Here is a 17,967-nt window from a genome sequence, read left to right as displayed (position 1 = left end):
ATTAACGACGCGCGAGCAGCACGCCCAACACCACGCCGACCGCCGCGCCGATACCGATGCCGGTCCACGGGTTGTCGCGCACATAGTCGTCGGCCTGGCCGGCGATCTGTTTGGTTTGCGAAGCCAGCTTGTCACCGGCGTCGCTCAGGCGAGCGCGAGTCTCTTTCAGCGCGCCTTCCGCCTTCGAGCGCAGCTTCTCCAGCTCGGCTTTCGGCTTGTCGGTGGAGGAGTTCAGCACTTCCTCCAGCGTATCGGCTAAGGACTTCAGTTCAGCGCGTAAGTTTTCTGCATTTGAATCATGTGCCATGTGATTATTCCTTAACGTTTATTTCGACAGACTTTTAACATAGCGGATTTTTTCGCCGGAGCAAAGGGGTGATGACCAGCAGATAACACCAGACATCAATTCCATATGCTTAAGAAATCCCGTGTGATGGGGCTCTCATCGATAAATCCGCTGGTGTAAAAAAATTATTCCGCCTGGGCGCGTTTCAATTCAGCCTGCGCTTCGGCCAGCTTTTGCTGCTTCTTGGCGACTTTGTCCAGCTTGCCGGTTTGTTGCGCTTCTTTCAGCTCTTCCCGGCGCTCGTCCACCTTGCGCTGTTTCTCTGCGATATTTTTCTGGCGTTCGGCCTGCAGGCCGGCTTCGGTGCAGTGGGTCTGCACTTCGCTCAGCGCTTTTTTCAGCCCATCCACGCGGTGGGTGTTGCCGTGCTGAGTCGCGTAGTCGATTTGCTGCTGGATATTTTGCGCTTTGGCGGCGCAGCCGCCCTCAGCGGCCGAGGACAGCGTCGGCAGCGCGCAGAGTGGCAGCAGCAGTAACAGTGAGTGGCGAAATTTCATTTCTCAGTTCCTTTTCATGGGATGCCTGAACAGGCATCCGCTTTCCTGACTGCCTGAGGCGGCAGCGCGAGAGGAGGGCGTTCATCGCCGGCTGAAGTTATCCTTCAGCATAGCCATGAAACCGGCGCGCCCCCAAAGAATCAGCCGAAATTCGGCGCGACTGATTGTTTTTTGAGCTAAATGATGCGAATGAAAATGAAGATAACGGCAATGAAAGGAATCCCCTTCATTTGAAGGGGATTATCCCAGATTGAGTGGGGAGCGTGCAAATTCGCGCACCCAGTGCGTTGGCACGGGAGATTCGCTCAGCGCGATGTGGTAGCCGGGAGGCAGGATGGTTTGCAGCGCTTCACGCGCCAGCAACTGCTGCTCCGGCGAATCCAGACGAATAACCAAGCCATCGCCTTCCGGCGTGATGCTTTTGATGCGGATACCGCGCTCATCCAGGCGCTGGTAGACATAAAAACCGTCGGGCAGCGACAGCCCTTGCTGGCTGGCGCGAATGCGCAGCTCGCTCTCGGTGCGCACCATGCAGGGCACCAACAGCGTCGCCAGCGCCAGCAGGGCGAGCGCGATCATCAGGACGTATTGCCAGCGCGGGCGCTTTGCTGTCACGCCCCTTTCCCCGGGTTCTGGCCGCTGGCGCGTTTCTTGCGCCACAGCACGATCAGCGAGCCGACCAGGCCGACCACCAGCAACACCAGCGGCAACATCATCAGGCAGAACATCAGCTGGTCTTCATACTTGCGGAATACCGGGGTTTTTCCGAGGGCGAAGCCCAGCGTCGTCAGGATCAAGACCCACAGCAGGCCGCTCATCCAGTTGAAGAACTGGAAGCGTGCGTTGCTCAGGCCGGACAGGCCGGCGATGGTTGGCAGCAGGGTGCGCACGAAGGCCAGGAAGCGGCCGACCAACAGGGCGGAAAGGCCGTGGCGGTGGAACAGGTTATGCGCACGCTGATGGTAATGGGCCGGCAGATGCGAAAGCCAGCCTTGCACCGTTCGCGTATTGCCGAGCCATCGGCCCTGTATGTAACTGACCCAGCACCCCAGGCTGGCGGCGACGGTCAGGATAACGATGGTCAATGGGAAGCCCATGGTGCCTTTGGCGATCAGCACGCCGACCAGGATCAGCAGGCTGTCGCCCGGCAGAAAAGCGGCCGGCAGCAGGCCGTTTTCCAAAAACAGGATCATGAACAGCAGGATGTAGAGGGTCCACACCAACGAAGGGTTCGCCAGCGTCTCAAAATCCTGCTGCCATAAGGCATGTATCAGTTCTTTAATGATGTCCATCCGGTGTTCCTAAAACGTCATTGTTTATTTTTATCTCAGCGGCGGAGCGGGCGTGGGCTGAAAGCGCGCGGCGATCCTGAATGCTGATAACGATGAAACGGCGTTGCTTTAAGGTTTCTAAGCGGTGCGACACCGGTCATAGGTGGTAAGTCAGCGTGCCACGGTACTGCATGTTGCTTTCTTTCCAGCCGGCCTGCCGACTTTGTTGCCTGGAGGTGTCCAGCATCCAGTCGACCTGGGCAAGCCGGTTGGGGGCCGGGGTGTCCTGGCGGGGGAAACGAATTCGGTAGCCCGGCTCTGCGGCCAGGGTATAGACCGGCGCCGGCAGGGAGGACGCGAGCAGCGAACCGGGGAAAGAGTACGCTCTGGGCAGCAGCAGCGGCAACTTGCCGGGCGCTTTGCGGCGCGCTTCGGCCGGTGCCCGATACACATGATCATAGGGGGAAAGCGCCGGCTCCGCCAGCAGCGGCAGGCTGCTCAGCGCGCTGGGGGTGGGCTTGGATGACGCCACGCATAGCTGTTGGCCGGAGACCGAACCGGTCCAGCAGAAAAGAGCAATCAGCATGGCAAACAACCAGCGCATTTATTCGCGTCCCGCCCCCGCAGCAATGGGTAAAAAAGTGGGCTAACTCTACCAAAATAGCACGATTGGCAACAGGGAAATCTACGTTGCCGACGGTGAAATAGTACACGGCAAACGGCGGTTCCGGCATCGATTCAGCGGATTTTACATTACCTGACATAAGCCGACGGTTTTTGACCGCCGTGGCTATTTCGGCTCGTGGCTCACGCCGTCCAGGTGCACCACCGGGTTCTCGGCGAACAGATAGCGGTCGGCGTTGTATTCGAAGTCGTCGCTGGTGGCGTTGAACAGCATCTGCTTGGTGTTCTCCAGGTGCTGCCACATCGCCAGTTTGGCGGCGTAAGGATCTTTGCGCATCAGCGCCTTGAGGATCTGATCGTGATCGTCGCACCAGCTGGCGATCGAGCGTTCGTCGATATGCTCGTGCAGTTTCTTCCAGTAAGGGTTGTTGACCCGCTGCACCCACATTTTTTCCACGATGGTGGCCATGGCGGTGTTCTGGGTGGCCAGCGCCACCTGCACGTGGAACTTCAGATCCCACTGCGAGTCGCGGAAACGGTCTTCTTTGCGGGCGTGCTCCTGGATCTCCATCAGTTGCACGATATCCTGCTTGGTCACCTGGGTGGCGGCGAATTCGGCGATGTTGCTTTCTATCAGCTGGCGCGCCTGCAGCAGCTCAAACGGGCCGGCGGTGGCGAACTCGATGCTGTCGCCCGGCACCACCAGGTGCTTTTGCTGGTTGGACACCACGTGGATCCCGGATCCCTTGCGCACGTCCACATAGCCTTCCACTTCCAGCATGATGATCGCCTCGCGCACCACGGTGCGGCTGACATTCATCTCTTCGGCGATGTATCGCTCGGCCGGCAGCTTGTCGCCTACCGGGTAACGGCCGCTTTCGATGCGTTGCTTCAGCTCGGCGGCCAGTTGCTGATACAGGCGTCTGGTTTCAGTGAATTCCATAGTGAATGCTCTATACGGTGCGGTGGGAAGGGGCGCGTGGCCATCGGATTTGTTATACCACTTATTCGGCACCGCTGCCAGAGGAGCAAGGGGCCCGGCGCAGCGGCCGGGCGGGGGATCAGCTGCGCGCCGGGGTGGGCTGCAGCGCGGCCGGCTGCGGGTCGGCGGCCGGGCGGTTTTGCAGCACCGTCCAGATGACGATGGCGCCGAGAATGTCGAAGACCGACAGCGCGGCGAACAGCGGGCTGAAGCCGAGGGTGTCTGCCAGGGCGCCGACCACCAGGGCGAACAGCGTGCTGGCGGTCCAGGCCGCCATGCCGGTCAGCCCGTTGGCGGTCGCCACCTCATTGCGGCCGAACACGTCGGAAGAGAGGGTGATCAACGCGCCGGACAGCGCCTGATGGGCGAAGCCGCCGACGCACAGCAGCGCGATAGCCGCGTAAGGGCTGGTGAACAGGCCGATCATGCCGGGGCCGATCATCAACACCGCGCCCATCGTCACCACCAGCTTGCGCGAGACGATCAGGTTGACCTTGAAATACTTCTGGAACAGCGGCGGCAGATAACCGCCGACGATGCAGCCGAGATCGGCGAACAGCATCGGCATCCAGGCGAACATGGCGATCTCTTTCAGGTTAAAACCGTAGGCCTTGAACATGAACAGCGGGATCCAGGCGTTGAAGGTGCCCCACGCCGGCTCCGCCAGAAAGCGCGGCAGCGCGATGCCCCAGAACTGGCGGTTGCGCACGATCTGCCAGGCGGACATCTTTTTGGCGTTAGAGGTCTGGTGCTGCGCTTCCTGGCCTTCGAGGATGTAACGGCGTTCTTCCTGGCTCAGTTTCTTCTGATCTTTCGGGTGTTTGTAGAACAGCAGCCAGCAGATGGCCCAGATCAGGCTCAGCACGCCGGTGATGATGAACGCCATCTCCCAGCTGTGCGCGACGATGGCCCATACCACCAGCGGCGGGGCGATCATGCCGCCGATCGACGAGCCCACGTTGAAATAGCCGACGGCGATCGAACGCTCTTTGGCCGGAAACCATTCGCTGCTGGCCTTCAGCCCGGCGGGGATCATCGCCGCTTCCGCCATGCCGACCGCGCCGCGCGCCAACGCCAGCCCGCCCCAACTGTTGGCCAACGCGGTGCCCATGCAGAACAGCGCCCACAGAATGGCGAACATGGCGTAGCCGACCTTGGTGCCCAGCACGTCCAGCACGTAGCCCGCCACCGGTTGCATCACGGTGTAGCACGCGGAGTAGGCGGCGACGATATAGGAATACTGTTGGGTGGTGATGTGCAGCGTATCTTCCAGCGTCGGCGCCGCCACGGCGATGGCGTTGCGGGTCAGGTAACCCAGCACGGTGCCGATGGTCACCAGTCCGATCATGTACCAGCGTAACCCTTTAATTTTACGCATCCGAAGTGTCTCCCCGTTTGAAGGTGTGGCCGTCGATGCGGCTGGCGAGACAATAACCTGTCATACAGGTTTAAAAGTTGAGTGATATCACAAAAGGAATTATTCGCCTGAGCAATACTGTGGCCGGTGAAATAGGGCATTTTTGCCGGTAAATTGAGCGAAAAAAGGCGTAGAGAGAGGATGAACGGCAGACATCGGGAAAAATTTGCTGGACGCTAGTGAAAATTGGTGTGATAACTTTTGTGATTCGAACCCCGTGCCGCACGGCAAGTAAGGAGCCCGAGATGGCGACGTTTTTGAGCGAAGATTTCCTGCTGGACAGCGAATTTGCCCGGCGCTTGTATCACGACTACGCGGCGCAGCAGCCGATTTTCGATTACCACTGCCATTTGCCGCCGCAGCAGATCGCGGAGAATACCCGCTTCAGCAACCTGTACGATATCTGGCTGCGGGGCGATCACTACAAATGGCGGGCGATGCGCACCAACGGCGTGGCGGAGCGGTTATGCACCGGCGATGCGGGCGATCGCGAGAAATTCGACGCCTGGGCCGCCACGGTGCCGCACACCATCGGCAACCCGCTCTATCACTGGACGCATCTGGAGCTGCGCCGCCCGTTCGGCATCACGGATATGCTGTTATCGCCGGCCACGGCGGATGAAATCTGGCAGCGCGGCAATGCGCTGCTGGCGCAGGATGCGTTTCGCGCGCGCGGCATCATGCAGCAAATGAACGTGAAAATGGTCGGCACCACCGACGATCCGATCGACGATCTGCGTCATCATCGGGCGATCGCCGACGATCGCAGTTTCGCTATCAAAGTGCTGCCGAGCTGGCGGCCGGACAAGGCTTTCACCATCGATGCGCCCGGCTTCAACGACTATCTGCAGCAGCTGGAGGCGGCGGCGGACACCGCCATCGGCCGCTTTAGCGCGCTGTGCGACGCCCTGTACAAGCGCATGGATCACTTTGCCGCCCACGGCTGCAAGGTGGCCGATCATGCGCTGGACGTGGTGGTGTTCGGCGAGGCCGATGAAGCGGCGCTGGATGCGATCCTGCTGCGCCGCCTGAACGGCGAGCTGCCGACGCCGGAACAGAGCGCCCAGTTCAAAAGCGCGGTGCTGCTGTTTTTGGCCGGCGAATACCGGCGTCGCGGCTGGGTGCAGCAGTATCACATCGGCGCGCTGCGCAATAACAACAGCCGCATGTTGGCCGCCGTCGGGCCGGATATCGGCTTCGACTCGATCAACGACCGGCCGCTGGCGGAACCGCTGTCGCGGCTGCTGGATGCTCAGGCGCGGCAGGGCGGTCTGCCGAAAACCATTCTCTATTGCCTCAATCCGCGGGATAACGAAGTGATCGGCACCATGATCGGCAATTTTCAGGGGGAAGGCACGCCGGGCAAGATGCAGTTCGGCTCCGGTTGGTGGTTCAACGATCAGAAGGACGGCATGCAGCGCCAAATGACGCAGCTGGCCCAGCTCGGGCTGCTGAGCCGCTTCGTCGGCATGCTGACCGACAGCCGCAGCTTCTTGTCTTATACGCGCCATGAATACTTCCGCCGCATCCTTTGCCAGATGATCGGCCGCTGGGTGGCGGACGGCGAAGCGCCGGCGGATATCGCGCTGCTGGGCGAGATGGTGAAAAACATCTGCTTCGACAACGCCAAAAACTATTTCGCCATTGAACTGGCGTAGCCGTTATCCGGGACCGGTTTATGCAAAGTACGATAAAGATTCACGAGCAGGATAACGTGGCGGTGGCGCTGCGCGATCTGGCTGCCGGAGAGCGCGTTGAGCTGGAAGGCGCGGTCGTCAAACTGGCGCAGCCGGTGGCGCGTGGGCACAAGTTTGCACTCGGCCCGATCGCCGAGGGTGAAGACATCATCAAATATGGCCAGCCGATCGGCCATGCGCTCGCGGCCATTGCGCCTGGGGAGCATATTCATTCGCAAAACGTCAAAACCAACCTGAGCGATCTGGACAGCTACCGTTACCAGCCGCAGTTCCCGGCGCTGCCGCCGCAGGCGGCGGATCGCGAGGTGCAGCTGTACCGCCGGGCCAACGGCGAAGTGGGGATCCGCAACGAGCTGTGGATCGTGCCGACCGTCGGCTGCGTCAACGGTATCGCTCGCCAGATCCAGCAGCGCTTTTTGCAGCAAACACAGGCGGACGGGATCGACGGCGTGCATCTGTTCAGCCACCCGTTCGGCTGCTCGCAGCTGGGGCAGGATCATGCCAACACCCGCATCATGCTGCAGAACATGGCGCGCCATCCCAACGCCGGCGCGGTGCTGGTGATCGGGCTGGGGTGCGAGAACAATCAGGTGGATGCCTTTCGCGCCACGCTGGGGATAGGGGACGAGCGGCGGCTGCGCTTTATGGTGTGCCAACAGCAGGACGACGAAGTGGAGGCCGGGCTGGCGCTGTTGCACGAGCTGTATCGGGAGATGCGCCACGATCGCCGCGAGCCGGGCCGCCTGAGCGAGCTGAAGTTCGGCCTGGAATGCGGCGGTTCGGACGGGCTGTCGGGCATTACCGCCAACCCACTGCTGGGGCGGTTTTCCGACTATGCGATCGCCAACGGCGGCACCACGGTGCTGACCGAAGTGCCGGAGATGTTCGGCGCCGAGCGCATTCTGATGAGCCGCTGCCGCGATGGAGAAACCTTCGACAAAACCGTCGACATGATCAACGATTTCAAACGCTATTTCATCGCCCATCAGCAGCCGATTTATGAGAATCCGTCGCCGGGCAACAAGGCCGGCGGCATCACCACGCTGGAGGAGAAGTCGCTTGGCTGCACCCAAAAGGCGGGGCTAAGCCAGGTGGTGGACGTGCTGAAATACGGCGAGCGGCTGCGCGTGCCGGGGCTGAATCTGCTCAGCGCGCCGGGCAACGACGCGGTGGCGACCAGCGCGCTGGCCGGCGCCGGCTGTCATATGGTGCTGTTCAGCACCGGACGCGGCACGCCGTACGGCGGCTTTGTGCCGACGGTGAAGCTGGCGACCAACAGCGAGCTGGCGGCGAAGAAACCGCACTGGATCGATTTTGACGCCGGCAGCCTGGTTCACGGCGTGGCGATGGAGACGCTGCTCAGCCGCTTCATCGATCTGATTGTCGAGATTGCCAACGGGCGTCCGGCGCGTAATGAAACCAACGACTTTCGCGAGCTGGCGATCTTTAAAAGCGGGGTGACGCTGTAAAGCTGACAAAAAAGGCGCTCGAGGGAGCGCCTTTTTATGAAGCAACGCGCGATTAACGCACCTTCAGCGGGTCTTCGTTCGCCAGCCGCTGGTCTTCCGCCTGGCAGGCGGCGGCGGTGAACAGCACGTCGGTGGAGGAGTTGAGGGCGGTTTCCGCCGAATCCTGCAGTACGCCGATGATAAAGCCGACCGCCACCACCTGCATCGCCACGTCATTCGGAATGCCGAACATGTTGCACGCCAGCGGGATCAGCAGCAGCGAGCCGCCGGCCACGCCGGAGGCGCCGCAGGCGCACAGGGCGGCCACCACGCTCAGCAGCAGGGCGGTCGGGACGTCCACCGCGATGCCCAGCGTGTTTACCGCCGCCAGCGTCAGCACGGTGATGGTGATCGCCGCGCCGGCCATGTTGATGGTGGCGCCCAGCGGGATGGAAACCGAGTAGGTGTCCTCATTCAGGTTCAGCTTTTTGCACAGCTCCATGTTCACCGGGATGTTGGCGGCGGAGCTGCGGGTGAAGAAGGCGGTCACGCCGCTCTCGCGCAGGCAGGCGAACACCAGCGGATACGGGTTGCGGCGGATCTTCCAGTACACGATCAGCGGATTGAGCACCAGCGCTACCAGCAGCATGCAGCCGATTAACACCATCAGCAGTTGCGCATAGCCCCACAGCGCGCCGAAGCCGGTTTCCGCCAGCGTGGAGGCCACCAGGCCGAAGATGCCGAGCGGCGCACAGCGGATCACCGCGCGCACCACCAGCGTGACCGCATGGGACATGTCGTTGATCAGCCCCTTGGTGGTTTCGGAAGCGTGGCGCAGCGCCAGCCCCAGCCCGACGGCCCACGCCAGAATGCCGATGTAGTTGGCGTTAATCAGCGCATGGAACGGGTTGGCCACCACACTCATCAACAGGCCCTTCATCACGTCCACGATGCCGCCTGGCGGGGTGATGTCGGTTGCGCCGGTGGTCAGCGCCAGCGTGGAAGGGAAGATAAAGCTGACGACGACCGCCACCAGCGCCGCAGCGAAGGTGCCCAGCAGATAGAGGAACAGGATGGGGCGAATGTTGGTTTTCTGCCCCTGTTTATGGTTGGCGATCGAGGCCATCACCAGTATCAGCACCAGCAGTGGCGCTACCGCTTTCAGCGCGCCGACGAACAGGGTGCCGAGCAGGCCGACGGCCGCCGCGGCCGCCGGCGAAACCAGCGCCACCAGAATGCCGGCCACCAGGCCGACCATGATTTGTTTAACCAGGCTGCCCTGAGTCATCCTTTGTAGTAGTTTTTGCATAGTGCTTCTCTTCCTGATGTTATCTGGCCGCCGCGGCGGGAACGACGCCGGACAGCTTTATATGATTCTGTAACTAAGTGTGTTTGCCGAATCAGTATTCAGTAATCGAATGATGTTGGAAAGAGGCGAGGGTGAAATTCTGAGCGCGGATCAACACTTGATAACATACTGGTTACATTTGTGTGATCGTAATAACGTTTGGCGTTTTGGGGGAATTGCCAAACAATCGCGGGGCGACTAGCGCCCCGGATAACAGATTATGGTTATTTCTTCGCCAGGCGATCGTTGCGGCGATTGACCCAGGCGTTGATCAGCAAGGTGAGCGTCAGGATGCCCGCCACCACGCCGAGCGAGATACCGATCGGGATGTGGAAGAAGTCGATTATCAGCATCTTGATACCGATAAACACCAGGATCACCGACAGGCCGTATTTCAGCATCGAGAAACGTTCCGCCACGTTGGCCAGCAGGAAGTACATGGCGCGCAGGCCCATGATGGCGAACAGGTTAGAGGTCAGCACGATGAACGGGTCGGTGGTCACGGCGAAAATCGCCGGGATGCTGTCCACCGCGAAAATCACGTCGCTCAGTTCCACCAGGATCAGCACCAGCACCAGCGGGGTGGCGAACAGGATGCCGTTGCGGCGCACGAAGAAACGCTCGCCTTCCAGGCTGTCGGTCATGCGCAGGCGGCTGCGCAGCCATTTCACCAGCGGCTTGTCGCCGATTGCCGAGTCGTCTTCCTTCGCCAGCGCCATCTTGATACCGGTGAACAGCAGGAAAGCGCCGAACAGATACAGCAGCCACTGGAACTGGCTGACCAGCCAACTGCCGGCGAAGATCATGATGGTACGCAGCACGATCGCCCCCAACACGCCGTAGATCAGCACCCGCCGCTGCAGGTTGGCCGGCACGGCGAAGTAGCTGAACAGCATCAGCCAGACGAACACGTTATCCACCGCCAGCGCTTTTTCGATCAGGTAGCCGGTCAGGAAGGCCAGCGCCTGGGTATCGGCGACGGCGCGCCCGGCGGTTTCATTCAGGTAGTACCAGAAACCGAAATTGAACAGCAGAGAGAGGCTGACCCACACCAGCGACCAACTGGCGGCCTGCTTCAGGGTCATGGTGTGCGCGCCTTTACGGCCCTGCAACAGGAGGTCGATTGCGAGCATCACGACTATGACGGCGGCGAAGCTGCCCCATAACCACGGTGTGCCAACGGAATTCATCATCAGAGGTATCCTTCAAAAACAAAAACGGCCAACGTCGGAAGACGCCAGCCGCTCTGTGAACGCTGCAAGCAAACCTCGCCTTCCGGCAAGGTCTCACTTACAACGTTGATGAAGGTGGTTACACCTTTGACATCAGGTTGCCCGGTAACCGGATGCTTGCGCATCGTAATGACGATTGACCGGCAATGAAGTTACTCCCCTTTGCAGAGCAGAAAGTAATGCAAAATGTGTCGGCGGTCAACGTGAATCGCGTTAGCCGGCCAACGCTTTTTGCGCGCCCAGGCTGACGACGAATCCCTGCAGCAGCAGGCGGCTGAACGGCGTGTCGCTAACCTGTTGTTGTTGCTGCTGATAGCGGGCCTGCTGCTCGGGATGCAGCTCGCCGAGCCACTGCAGATACTGGCCCATCACCGCGCCGTTGAATTCCGGGTGGAACTGGGTGGTCAGGGCATGATCGCCATAGCGCAGGATCTGGTGCGCGTCCTGCTGCGAACGCGCCAGCGTCTGCGCGCCGGCGGGCGGCGTCAGCACGCTCTGCGAGTGGATCAGGTTGGCTTTGAAGCGCGGCGGCAGCAGGGTGAGCCGCCGGTCTTCGGCCGCGGCGGGCAGCAGTTCGATCTCCAGCGTGCCCACCTCCATGCCCTGCGGGTGGTAGCCCACTTCGCCGCCGAGCGCGTAGGCCAACAGCTGGTGGCCGTAGCAGACGCCGAACAGCGGCAGTTTGATCGCCATAGCCTGGCGCAGCCACTCGGCCGCAGCCTCGCTCCACGGCAGCTGTTCGGTCACCATCGCCGGCGAGCCGGTGATGACCACGCCGCAATAGGCGGCCGGCGGCAACGGCTGCTCGCCGGCGGGCAAGTGTACGATGTGCGCGCGTTCGGCGTCGATATTGCCCTGTTGCAGGAACATGCCATCAAAGTTGGCCAATTCCTGACGAATGGCCTGCGGCGCGTCGCCGGTTTGCATCACGAGCAGCGGTTTCATCTCATTCTCCGTCGGCGGGGAAGACGACGCCGGTCTGGCGGCGGATATCGGTCAGCAGGCGGGCGACGATCAGCGAATTCTCCAGCCCCGGATGTTCCACCCGGTGATTTTCCACCAGCTCGGCGAAGGCCAGCGCTTCATACAGCATGGTGTTGATGTGCTGCGGCTGGCTCAGATCCTGGCGGTTGCCGCCGCGCGGCGTCAGCGCCACGCCCTGACACTCGGAAATCTTGTCGATAATCAGCGTGCCTTCCTCTCCCTGGATCTCGCTGGGGATCGCCGAGTCGCTGACCTTGGAATGGGAAAGCGTGACGTCGAAATCGCCGTAGTTCAGGCAGACGGTGCCGTGGGCGTCCACGCCGGTCTCCAACAGCGTGGCGCTGGCGAGCACCGACTGCGGCGCGCCGAACAGCGCCACCGCGCTGGCCAGGCAGTAGTAGCCGATATCCATGATGGAGCCGTTGGAGAACTGCGGGTTAAACGTGTTGGGGTTCTCGCCGGCCAGGTAGCGCGGGTAGCGCGAAGAGTATTGGCAGTAGTTGATGAAGGCTTTGCGCAGCCGGCCGACTTTCGGCAATGCCTGCTGCAGCGCCAGAAAATTCGGCAGATAGGCGCTTTTGAACGCTTCGAACAGCACCACCTGATTTTCCCGCGCGCAGGCCGCCAGCTGTTCCGCTTCGCGCTGGTTGGAGGCCAGCGGTTTTTCGCAGATCACGTGCTTTTTATGGCGCAGGAACAGCAGCGATTGCGGGCAGTGCAGGGAGTTGGGGCTGGCGATATACACCGCGTCTATGGCATCGGACTGGGCCATTGCCTCGAGCGAGTCGAAAAACTGCGTGACCTGATAGTTGGCGCCAAACGCCTGCGCCTGTTCCAGGGAGCGTGAATACACGGCGCTCAGCTTGAGTTTGCCGCTTTCATGGGCGGCATCGATAAAACGTTCCGTAATCCAGTTGGTGCCGACGACGGCAAAGCGAATCATGGCGAACTCCGGTCCAGGCTTAAAACCGCAGATTATCACGCCCTCATTCGCTATGCATACAGCTCGCCGAACAGCGAAAGGTGCGTCAGATACAGCCGGGTATCGAACTCCAACTGGTGGTAATCCGGTTCCATATGGCAACACAGGCTGTAGAACGCCTTGTTGTGATCTTTCTCTTTCAGGTGCGCCAGCTCATGCACCACGATCATGCGCAGGAACGGTTCGGGCGCGACCTTGAACACCGTCGCCACGCGAATTTCCGCCTTGGCTTTCAGCTTGCCGCCCTGCACGCGGGAGATGGCGGTGTGCAGGCCCAGCGCGTGCTTCATGACGTGGATCTTGCTGTCGTAGGCCACCTTGCTCAGCGGCTGGGCGTTGCGCAGATACTGGTTTTTCAGATCGACGGTAAACTGATACAGCGATTTGTCGGTGGTGCAGTCGTGCACCTGCGGATAGCGCTGCAGCAGCACGTCTCCCAGCCGGTTCTGGTGGATCAATTGCTGCACCTGACTTTGCAGATGCGCCGGGTAGCCTTGCAGGTAGGCGAGTTCGATGTCATGCATGAGTGATATTGCGTCCCAGTATTTCTTTAATTGGCCGCAGCCGCACACGCTGCGCATCGGCCTGTCTGGCTTCCCAGCGATCGTGTGCCGCCTGCAGGTTTAGCCAAAAGTCGGCGGTCGTTTCGAACAGATCGGCAAACAGATTGGCCTCGGCAACGCTCATGCGTCGATGCCCGTTGCACAGGCGATTGACGGTGGCGCGGGTGACGCCCAATACCTTTGCCAGTTCTTCTTGGCCGATGCCTAACGGCGTTAAATATTCTTCCTGCAGCACTTCTCCCACCGTGGTGGGTTCGCGAGTCGTGGTTTCCAACATAGGTTCCCCCTCGTTCAGGTATCTTGGTGAGGATCGAGGTAAATTTTTTCGGCGGCATCATGCCGCCACTGGAACATCAGCCGCCAGTGCATATTGACGCGCAGACTCGACCATCCCTGAAATGGCCCGGATAGCCGCTTGTAATAGTTACCCTTGGGGTGATGCAAATCACGCTCTTGCTGCGCGGCGGCTAACATATCGAGCTTTCTGGCCAACTGCCGCTCGAGCGCGCCGGGGATAAGACGGCTGCGCCTGCCTTCCAGATAGAACTGCTCCAGATAGCGATCGCGGAAAGATTTAATCATGCTTTCCCCCTTCCATAGGGACTGGCAGTGTAACATTTAAAGTTACACCCCGTCAGGTTAAAAAAAACATCGGCATGGGTGCTCGGGAGGGAAAGGTTAATGTTGTTGAAGGAGAAAAGGGGCGCAGGTTTTCAGATACGCGGCGCAATACGCAATTTATCCGAAAAAACATTTTACTGACGGGCGTTTTTAGGGGATAAACAGCCCAAATTTTATCAGTCAGGAGGGGCAATGAGCCAACTCGATCTGGGAACACAGCAACTTGAGCTGGAGCGTTATCCCCAACAGGAAGAATCCACCCAACTGCAGGCGTGGGAAGCGGCGGACGAATATCTGCTGCAACAGCTTGAAAACGTAGATATCGGTGGCCGCCCGGTGCTGATTTTCAACGATAACTTCGGCACCCTGGCCTGTGCGCTGCACGCGCATCGTCCTTACAGCGTCAGCGACTCGTACATGAGCCAGCTGGCGACGCGTCACAACCTCAAGCTCAACGGTCTGGATCCTGAGCAGGTCACGCTGTTGGACAGCCTGGCCGAGCTGCCGGCGGCGCCGGCGGTGGTGCTGATTCGCGTGCCGAAAGCGCTGGCGCTGCTGGAACAGCAGCTGCGCGCGCTGCGCCACGTCGTGACCGAAGACACGCTGATCGTCGCCGGCGCCAAAGCGCGCGACGTGCATACTTCGACGATGCAGCTGTTTGAAAAGGTGCTGGGCCCGACGCGCACCAGCCTGGCGTGGAAGAAGGCGCGCCTGATCTTCTGCCAGGCGGCGGACATTGTCCCGCCGGCGGCGGCGGAAACCACCAACTGGACGCTGGACGGCACCGATTGGCTGATCCACAACCACGCCAACGTCTTCTCGCGCGGCAGCCTGGATATCGGCGCGCGCCTGTTCCTGGAGCATCTGCCGCGCGGCCTGAATGGCCATATCGTCGATCTGGGCTGCGGCAACGGCGTGATTGGCCTGACGGCGCTGGCGCAGAATCCGGACGCGCAGGTGACTTTCGTCGATGAATCCTACATGGCGGTGGCCTCCAGCGAGCTGAACGTGGAGCACAACCTGCCGCAAGAGCTGGACCGTTGCCAGTTTGAGGTGAACAACGCGCTGGCGGGCATCGAGCGCGAAAGCGTGCAGGCGGTGCTGTGCAACCCGCCGTTCCACCAGCAACACGCCATTACCGATCACACCGCCTGGCAGATGTTCTGCGACGCCAAGCGCTGCCTGCAAGTGGGCGGCGAACTGCGCATCGTCGGCAACCGTCACCTCGACTACCATCAGAAGCTCAAACGTCTGTTCGGCAACTGCACGCTGGTGGCCTCGAACAAGAAGTTCGTGATCTTGAGAGCGGTGAAATCCGGCGCGCGTCGCTGAGAATCAATAACAAGGGGCGCGGTGCGCCCCTCAGGCTGTAGACAAAGGGGGAAAAAGCGTGGTTTTTCCCCCTTTGTGGTTATCAGCCGAAAATCAATAAATTGATTTTCCTTGTTTTCTATTCGCTGCTCTCTGCCACCCCGGCATAGGGATGAGGTTTGTCATCAATATCAGGGGCGCGGTGCGCCCCTTTTTTACAGCGCCATCGCCAGCCGCGTGCCCTGATCGATCGCGCGGCGGGCGTCCAGCTCGGCGGCCACGTCGGCGCCGCCGATCAGATGCACGGTTTTCCCCATCGCCAGCAGCGGCTGCTGCAGTTCGCGGCGCGGTTCCTGCCCGGCGCAAATGACCACCGTGTCCACCGGCAGGCAACTCTCTTGCTCGGCGCGGGTGATGTGCAGCCCTTCATCGTCGATCAGCCGATAGCTGACGCTATTGAGCATCTTCACGCCGCGCATCGCCAGGCTGGCGCGGTGGATCCAACCGGTGGTTTTCCCCAGGCCTTCGCCCACCTTGCTGGTTTTGCGCTGCAACAGGTAGATCTGCCGGGCGGCGCGCGGTGCCTGCGGGCCTTGCGCCGCCAGCCCGCCGCGTTGTTCAAGGCGGCCGTCGATGCCCCATTCGCGGTTGAATTCCGCCTGATCCAGGCTGCTGGAGACGCCGTGCTGGCTAAGGTACTCGGCGGTGTCGAAGCCGATGCCGCCGGCGCCGATGATCGCCACCCGCTGGCCGACCGGTTTTTTATCGCGCAGCACATCCAGATAGCTCAGCACCTTGGCGTGCTCGATGCCGGGAATATCCGGGGTGCGCGGCACGATGCCGCAGGCGAGGATCACCTCATCGAATTCGTTTAAATCCGCCGCCTCGACTTTGGCGCCCAGTTTGACCGTCACTTCACGCAGCGCCAGCTGACGGCGGAAGTAACGCAGGGTTTCATGGAATTCTTCCTTGCCGGGGATCTGCTTGGCGATGTTGAACTGGCCGCCGATCTGCTCGGCGGCGTCGAACAGCGTCACCTGATGACCACGGCTGGCGGCGGTGGTGGCAAACGCCAGCCCGGCGGGGCCGGCGCCGACCACCGCCAATTTTTTCGGCTTTTCCGCCATCGTCAGCGGCATTTCGGTTTCACGGCAGGCGCGCGGGTTGACCAGACAGGAAGTCAGCTTGCCTTCAAAGATCTGGTCGAGACAGGCCTGGTTGCAACCGATGCAGGTATTGATCTCGTCGGCGCGCCCCTCGGCGGCTTTCTGCACAAAGGCGGCGTCGGCGAGAAACGGACGCGCCATCGACACCATGTCGGCGCAGCCGTCCGCCAGCACCTGCTCGGCCACCGCCGGATCGTTGATGCGGTTGGTGGTGATCAGCGGGATGCTGACCTTGCCCATCAGCTTGCGGGTCACCCAGCTGAATCCGGCGCGCGGTACCATGGTGGCGATGGTCGGGATGCGCGCTTCGTGCCAGCCGATGCCGGTATTGATGATCGTGGCGCCTGCCTGTTCGACCGCCAGCGCCAGCTGCTCGATCTCCTGCCAGCTGGAGCCGTCTTCCACCAGATCGAGCATCGACAGCCGGTAGATCAGAATGAATTCCGGGCCCACGGTCTGGCGTACCGCCCTGACGGTCTCGACGGCGAAGCGCATGCGGTTGGTGAAGCTGCCGCCCCATTGGTCGTCGCGCTGATTGGTGCGCGTCGTCAAGAATTGGTTGATCAGATAACCCTCGGATCCCATCACCTCAACGCCGTCATAGCCGGCCTGCTGCGCCAGCGCCGCGCAGCGGGCGAAGTCGGCGATAGTCTGCTCGATCTCCGCTGCGCTGAGCGCGCTCGGCGTAAACGGGTTGATCGGCGCCTGCAGCGCGGAAGGGGCCACCAGCTTGGGTTGATAGCTGTAGCGGCCGGTGTGCAGGATCTGCAGCGCAATTTTGCCGCCCGCCCGGTGGACGGCCTCGGTTACCGGGCGGTGGTGAGGCAATTGCTCCTCGCTGTTGAGGATCGAACCGCCGCGAAACACCACGCCCTGTTCGTTCGGGGCAATGCCGCCGGTGACGATCAGCGCCACGCCGGCGGCGGCGCGCTCGGCATAGAACGCGGCCAGGCGCTGCGGGCCGTCGGGCAGCTCTTCCAGGCCGGTATGCATCGATCCCATCAGCACCCGGTTTTTCAGGGTGGTGAAGCCGAGATCCAGCGGCGCCAGCAGGTGAGGGTAATTGCTCATTGCACTCTCCATCGTTCATCCCCCGCCTCTTTCAACCTGCAGCGTTGTTGCCTGCGTTCGCTCGCCCCAGTCACTTACTTGAGTAAGCTCCTGGGAACGCCCGAACTTGCCGCCTAGCTGCAGGTTGAAAGCGATTGGGGATGAGCATCTGTTATTATTATGTGAACACAAGTGGTCGGATGAGATAAATCTAGCCGTTGTCGCGCCGCTTGGGAATTTGCGTTGCGCCGAATGTGATAGATGTCATGAATCTCAGACTCTGTTTGCATAACGAACAAAAGATCGGTTAGCCTTTACGCGTTGTAAATTCCTTCTCTCTGCGGAGCCATTACCGAAAATGAACACCCACACCTGTTGATATCGTGTCCCACGCTGTGCGCTCTCGCGCCCTGTGGGGATGTTTTGAT

At 60.9% G+C, this 17,967-nt stretch carries 18 protein-coding genes; 3 read left to right on the top strand and 15 right to left on the bottom strand.

Going from position 1 to position 17,967, the window contains the following annotated elements:
* Position 1 precedes the first annotated feature (1 nt).
* The 7 genes from CPH57_RS17920 to CPH57_RS17890 form a co-directional block, all read right to left on the bottom strand.
* The gene (locus CPH57_RS17920) at positions 2-307 is read right to left on the bottom strand and encodes a YqjD family protein (RefSeq protein WP_004937125.1); all 306 of its coding nucleotides are present in this window, start codon (positions 305-307) and stop codon (positions 2-4) included.
* Positions 308-471: 164 nt separating this feature from the next.
* The gene (locus CPH57_RS17915; protein WP_033644521.1) at positions 472-843 is read right to left on the bottom strand and encodes a DUF1090 domain-containing protein; all 372 of its coding nucleotides are present in this window, start codon (positions 841-843) and stop codon (positions 472-474) included.
* 240 nt (positions 844-1,083) lie between these two features.
* Positions 1,084-1,422, bottom strand: coding sequence for an EnvZ/OmpR regulon moderator MzrA (gene mzrA / locus CPH57_RS17910; RefSeq protein ID WP_033644522.1), 339 nt, complete (start codon positions 1,420-1,422; stop codon positions 1,084-1,086).
* A gap of 32 nt (positions 1,423-1,454) precedes the next feature.
* Positions 1,455-2,135: a DedA family protein gene (locus CPH57_RS17905; protein ID WP_033644523.1), complete on the bottom strand. Its 681-nt coding sequence runs from the start codon at positions 2,133-2,135 to the stop codon at positions 1,455-1,457.
* Positions 2,136-2,271: 136 nt separating this feature from the next.
* Positions 2,272-2,718, bottom strand: a complete 447-nt coding sequence (locus CPH57_RS17900; protein ID WP_096242617.1) for a hypothetical protein — start codon at positions 2,716-2,718, stop codon at positions 2,272-2,274.
* A gap of 186 nt (positions 2,719-2,904) precedes the next feature.
* Positions 2,905-3,681, bottom strand: a complete 777-nt coding sequence (exuR, locus tag CPH57_RS17895) for a transcriptional regulator ExuR (RefSeq protein WP_033636102.1) — start codon at positions 3,679-3,681, stop codon at positions 2,905-2,907.
* 118 nt (positions 3,682-3,799) lie between these two features.
* Positions 3,800-5,098 carry an MFS transporter gene (locus tag CPH57_RS17890; RefSeq protein WP_072626935.1) on the bottom strand — a complete coding sequence of 433 codons (1,299 nt, stop codon included), beginning with the start codon at positions 5,096-5,098 and terminating at the stop codon, positions 3,800-3,802.
* A 284-nt stretch (positions 5,099-5,382) separates the two neighbouring features.
* On the opposite strand from CPH57_RS17890, the gene uxaC reads away from it, so the two are divergent.
* Positions 5,383-6,795 (top strand): glucuronate isomerase, encoded by a 1,413-nt coding sequence (uxaC, locus tag CPH57_RS17885; RefSeq protein WP_047026549.1) that lies wholly within the window; start codon positions 5,383-5,385, stop codon positions 6,793-6,795.
* 20 nt (positions 6,796-6,815) lie between these two features.
* Positions 6,816-8,303, top strand: a complete 1,488-nt coding sequence (locus tag CPH57_RS17880) for a UxaA family hydrolase (RefSeq protein WP_096242616.1) — start codon at positions 6,816-6,818, stop codon at positions 8,301-8,303.
* Positions 8,304-8,355: 52 nt separating this feature from the next.
* Here the strand turns inward: CPH57_RS17880 and sstT are convergent, their stop codons facing one another.
* The 7 genes from sstT to CPH57_RS17845 all read right to left on the bottom strand — a co-directional run bounded on the left by sstT (position 8,356) and on the right by CPH57_RS17845 (position 13,973).
* Positions 8,356-9,591 carry a serine/threonine transporter SstT gene (gene sstT, locus CPH57_RS17875; protein WP_028128305.1) on the bottom strand — a complete coding sequence of 412 codons (1,236 nt, stop codon included), beginning with the start codon at positions 9,589-9,591 and terminating at the stop codon, positions 8,356-8,358.
* 263 nt (positions 9,592-9,854) lie between these two features.
* The gene (locus tag CPH57_RS17870) at positions 9,855-10,823 is read right to left on the bottom strand and encodes a TerC family protein (protein ID WP_025304345.1); all 969 of its coding nucleotides are present in this window, start codon (positions 10,821-10,823) and stop codon (positions 9,855-9,857) included.
* Positions 10,824-11,075: 252 nt separating this feature from the next.
* Positions 11,076-11,807 (bottom strand): glutamine amidotransferase, encoded by a 732-nt coding sequence (locus CPH57_RS17865; RefSeq protein WP_096242615.1) that lies wholly within the window; start codon positions 11,805-11,807, stop codon positions 11,076-11,078.
* 1 nt (position 11,808) lies between these two features.
* Positions 11,809-12,789: a Gfo/Idh/MocA family protein gene (locus tag CPH57_RS17860; protein WP_046897262.1), complete on the bottom strand. Its 981-nt coding sequence runs from the start codon at positions 12,787-12,789 to the stop codon at positions 11,809-11,811.
* Between the two features lie 50 nt (positions 12,790-12,839).
* Entirely contained in the window at positions 12,840-13,352 is a 513-nt protein-coding gene (locus CPH57_RS17855; RefSeq protein ID WP_042785417.1) for a M48 family metallopeptidase, read from the bottom strand.
* Complete coding sequence (locus tag CPH57_RS17850; RefSeq protein ID WP_015379150.1) at positions 13,345-13,668, bottom strand: HigA family addiction module antitoxin; 324 nt, start codon at positions 13,666-13,668, stop codon at positions 13,345-13,347. The genes CPH57_RS17855 and CPH57_RS17850 overlap by 8 nt, the downstream gene beginning before the upstream one ends.
* A gap of 14 nt (positions 13,669-13,682) precedes the next feature.
* Positions 13,683-13,973 (bottom strand): type II toxin-antitoxin system RelE/ParE family toxin, encoded by a 291-nt coding sequence (locus CPH57_RS17845; RefSeq protein WP_042785415.1) that lies wholly within the window; start codon positions 13,971-13,973, stop codon positions 13,683-13,685.
* Between the two features lie 231 nt (positions 13,974-14,204).
* Between CPH57_RS17845 and rlmG the strand changes: the two genes are divergently transcribed.
* On the top strand, positions 14,205-15,344 hold the full coding sequence (gene rlmG, locus CPH57_RS17840; protein WP_033651272.1) for a 23S rRNA (guanine(1835)-N(2))-methyltransferase RlmG: 1,140 nt from the start codon (positions 14,205-14,207) through the stop codon (positions 15,342-15,344).
* Positions 15,345-15,538: 194 nt separating this feature from the next.
* Here the strand turns inward: rlmG and CPH57_RS17835 are convergent, their stop codons facing one another.
* A complete protein-coding gene (locus tag CPH57_RS17835) occupies positions 15,539-17,560 on the bottom strand; it encodes an FAD-dependent oxidoreductase (protein WP_096242614.1) in 2,022 nt (673 codons plus the stop codon).
* Positions 17,561-17,967: the final 407 nt, after the last annotated feature.

It is taken from the genome of Serratia sp. JKS000199 (assembly GCF_900215455.1).
Taxonomy (GTDB): Bacteria; Pseudomonadota; Gammaproteobacteria; order Enterobacterales; family Enterobacteriaceae; genus Serratia; species Serratia ureilytica.
The sequence above is the reverse complement of the archived record's forward strand: the minus strand, read 5'-3'. Positions and strand labels throughout refer to the sequence as shown.

Coding starts and splice junctions, on each gene's coding strand:
- CPH57_RS17905 (WP_033644523.1), bottom strand. CDS start 2,135: ATGGACATCATTAAAGAACTGATACATGCCTTATGGCAGCAGGATTTT.
- rlmG (WP_033651272.1), top strand. CDS start 14,205: ATGAGCCAACTCGATCTGGGAACACAGCAACTTGAGCTGGAGCGTTAT.
- mzrA (WP_033644522.1), bottom strand. CDS start 1,422: ATGATCGCGCTCGCCCTGCTGGCGCTGGCGACGCTGTTGGTGCCCTGC.
- CPH57_RS17860 (WP_046897262.1), bottom strand. CDS start 12,789: ATGATTCGCTTTGCCGTCGTCGGCACCAACTGGATTACGGAACGTTTT.
- CPH57_RS17850 (WP_015379150.1), bottom strand. CDS start 13,668: ATGTTGGAAACCACGACTCGCGAACCCACCACGGTGGGAGAAGTGCTG.
- CPH57_RS17845 (WP_042785415.1), bottom strand. CDS start 13,973: ATGATTAAATCTTTCCGCGATCGCTATCTGGAGCAGTTCTATCTGGAA.
- CPH57_RS17900 (WP_096242617.1), bottom strand. CDS start 2,718: ATGCGCTGGTTGTTTGCCATGCTGATTGCTCTTTTCTGCTGGACCGGT.
- CPH57_RS17835 (WP_096242614.1), bottom strand. CDS start 17,560: ATGAGCAATTACCCTCACCTGCTGGCGCCGCTGGATCTCGGCTTCACC.
- CPH57_RS17855 (WP_042785417.1), bottom strand. CDS start 13,352: ATGCATGACATCGAACTCGCCTACCTGCAAGGCTACCCGGCGCATCTG.
- exuR (WP_033636102.1), bottom strand. CDS start 3,681: ATGGAATTCACTGAAACCAGACGCCTGTATCAGCAACTGGCCGCCGAG.
- CPH57_RS17915 (WP_033644521.1), bottom strand. CDS start 843: ATGAAATTTCGCCACTCACTGTTACTGCTGCTGCCACTCTGCGCGCTG.
- sstT (WP_028128305.1), bottom strand. CDS start 9,591: ATGCAAAAACTACTACAAAGGATGACTCAGGGCAGCCTGGTTAAACAA.
- uxaC (WP_047026549.1), top strand. CDS start 5,383: ATGGCGACGTTTTTGAGCGAAGATTTCCTGCTGGACAGCGAATTTGCC.
- CPH57_RS17880 (WP_096242616.1), top strand. CDS start 6,816: ATGCAAAGTACGATAAAGATTCACGAGCAGGATAACGTGGCGGTGGCG.
- CPH57_RS17870 (WP_025304345.1), bottom strand. CDS start 10,823: ATGATGAATTCCGTTGGCACACCGTGGTTATGGGGCAGCTTCGCCGCC.
- CPH57_RS17920 (WP_004937125.1), bottom strand. CDS start 307: ATGGCACATGATTCAAATGCAGAAAACTTACGCGCTGAACTGAAGTCC.
- CPH57_RS17865 (WP_096242615.1), bottom strand. CDS start 11,807: ATGAAACCGCTGCTCGTGATGCAAACCGGCGACGCGCCGCAGGCCATT.
- CPH57_RS17890 (WP_072626935.1), bottom strand. CDS start 5,098: ATGCGTAAAATTAAAGGGTTACGCTGGTACATGATCGGACTGGTGACC.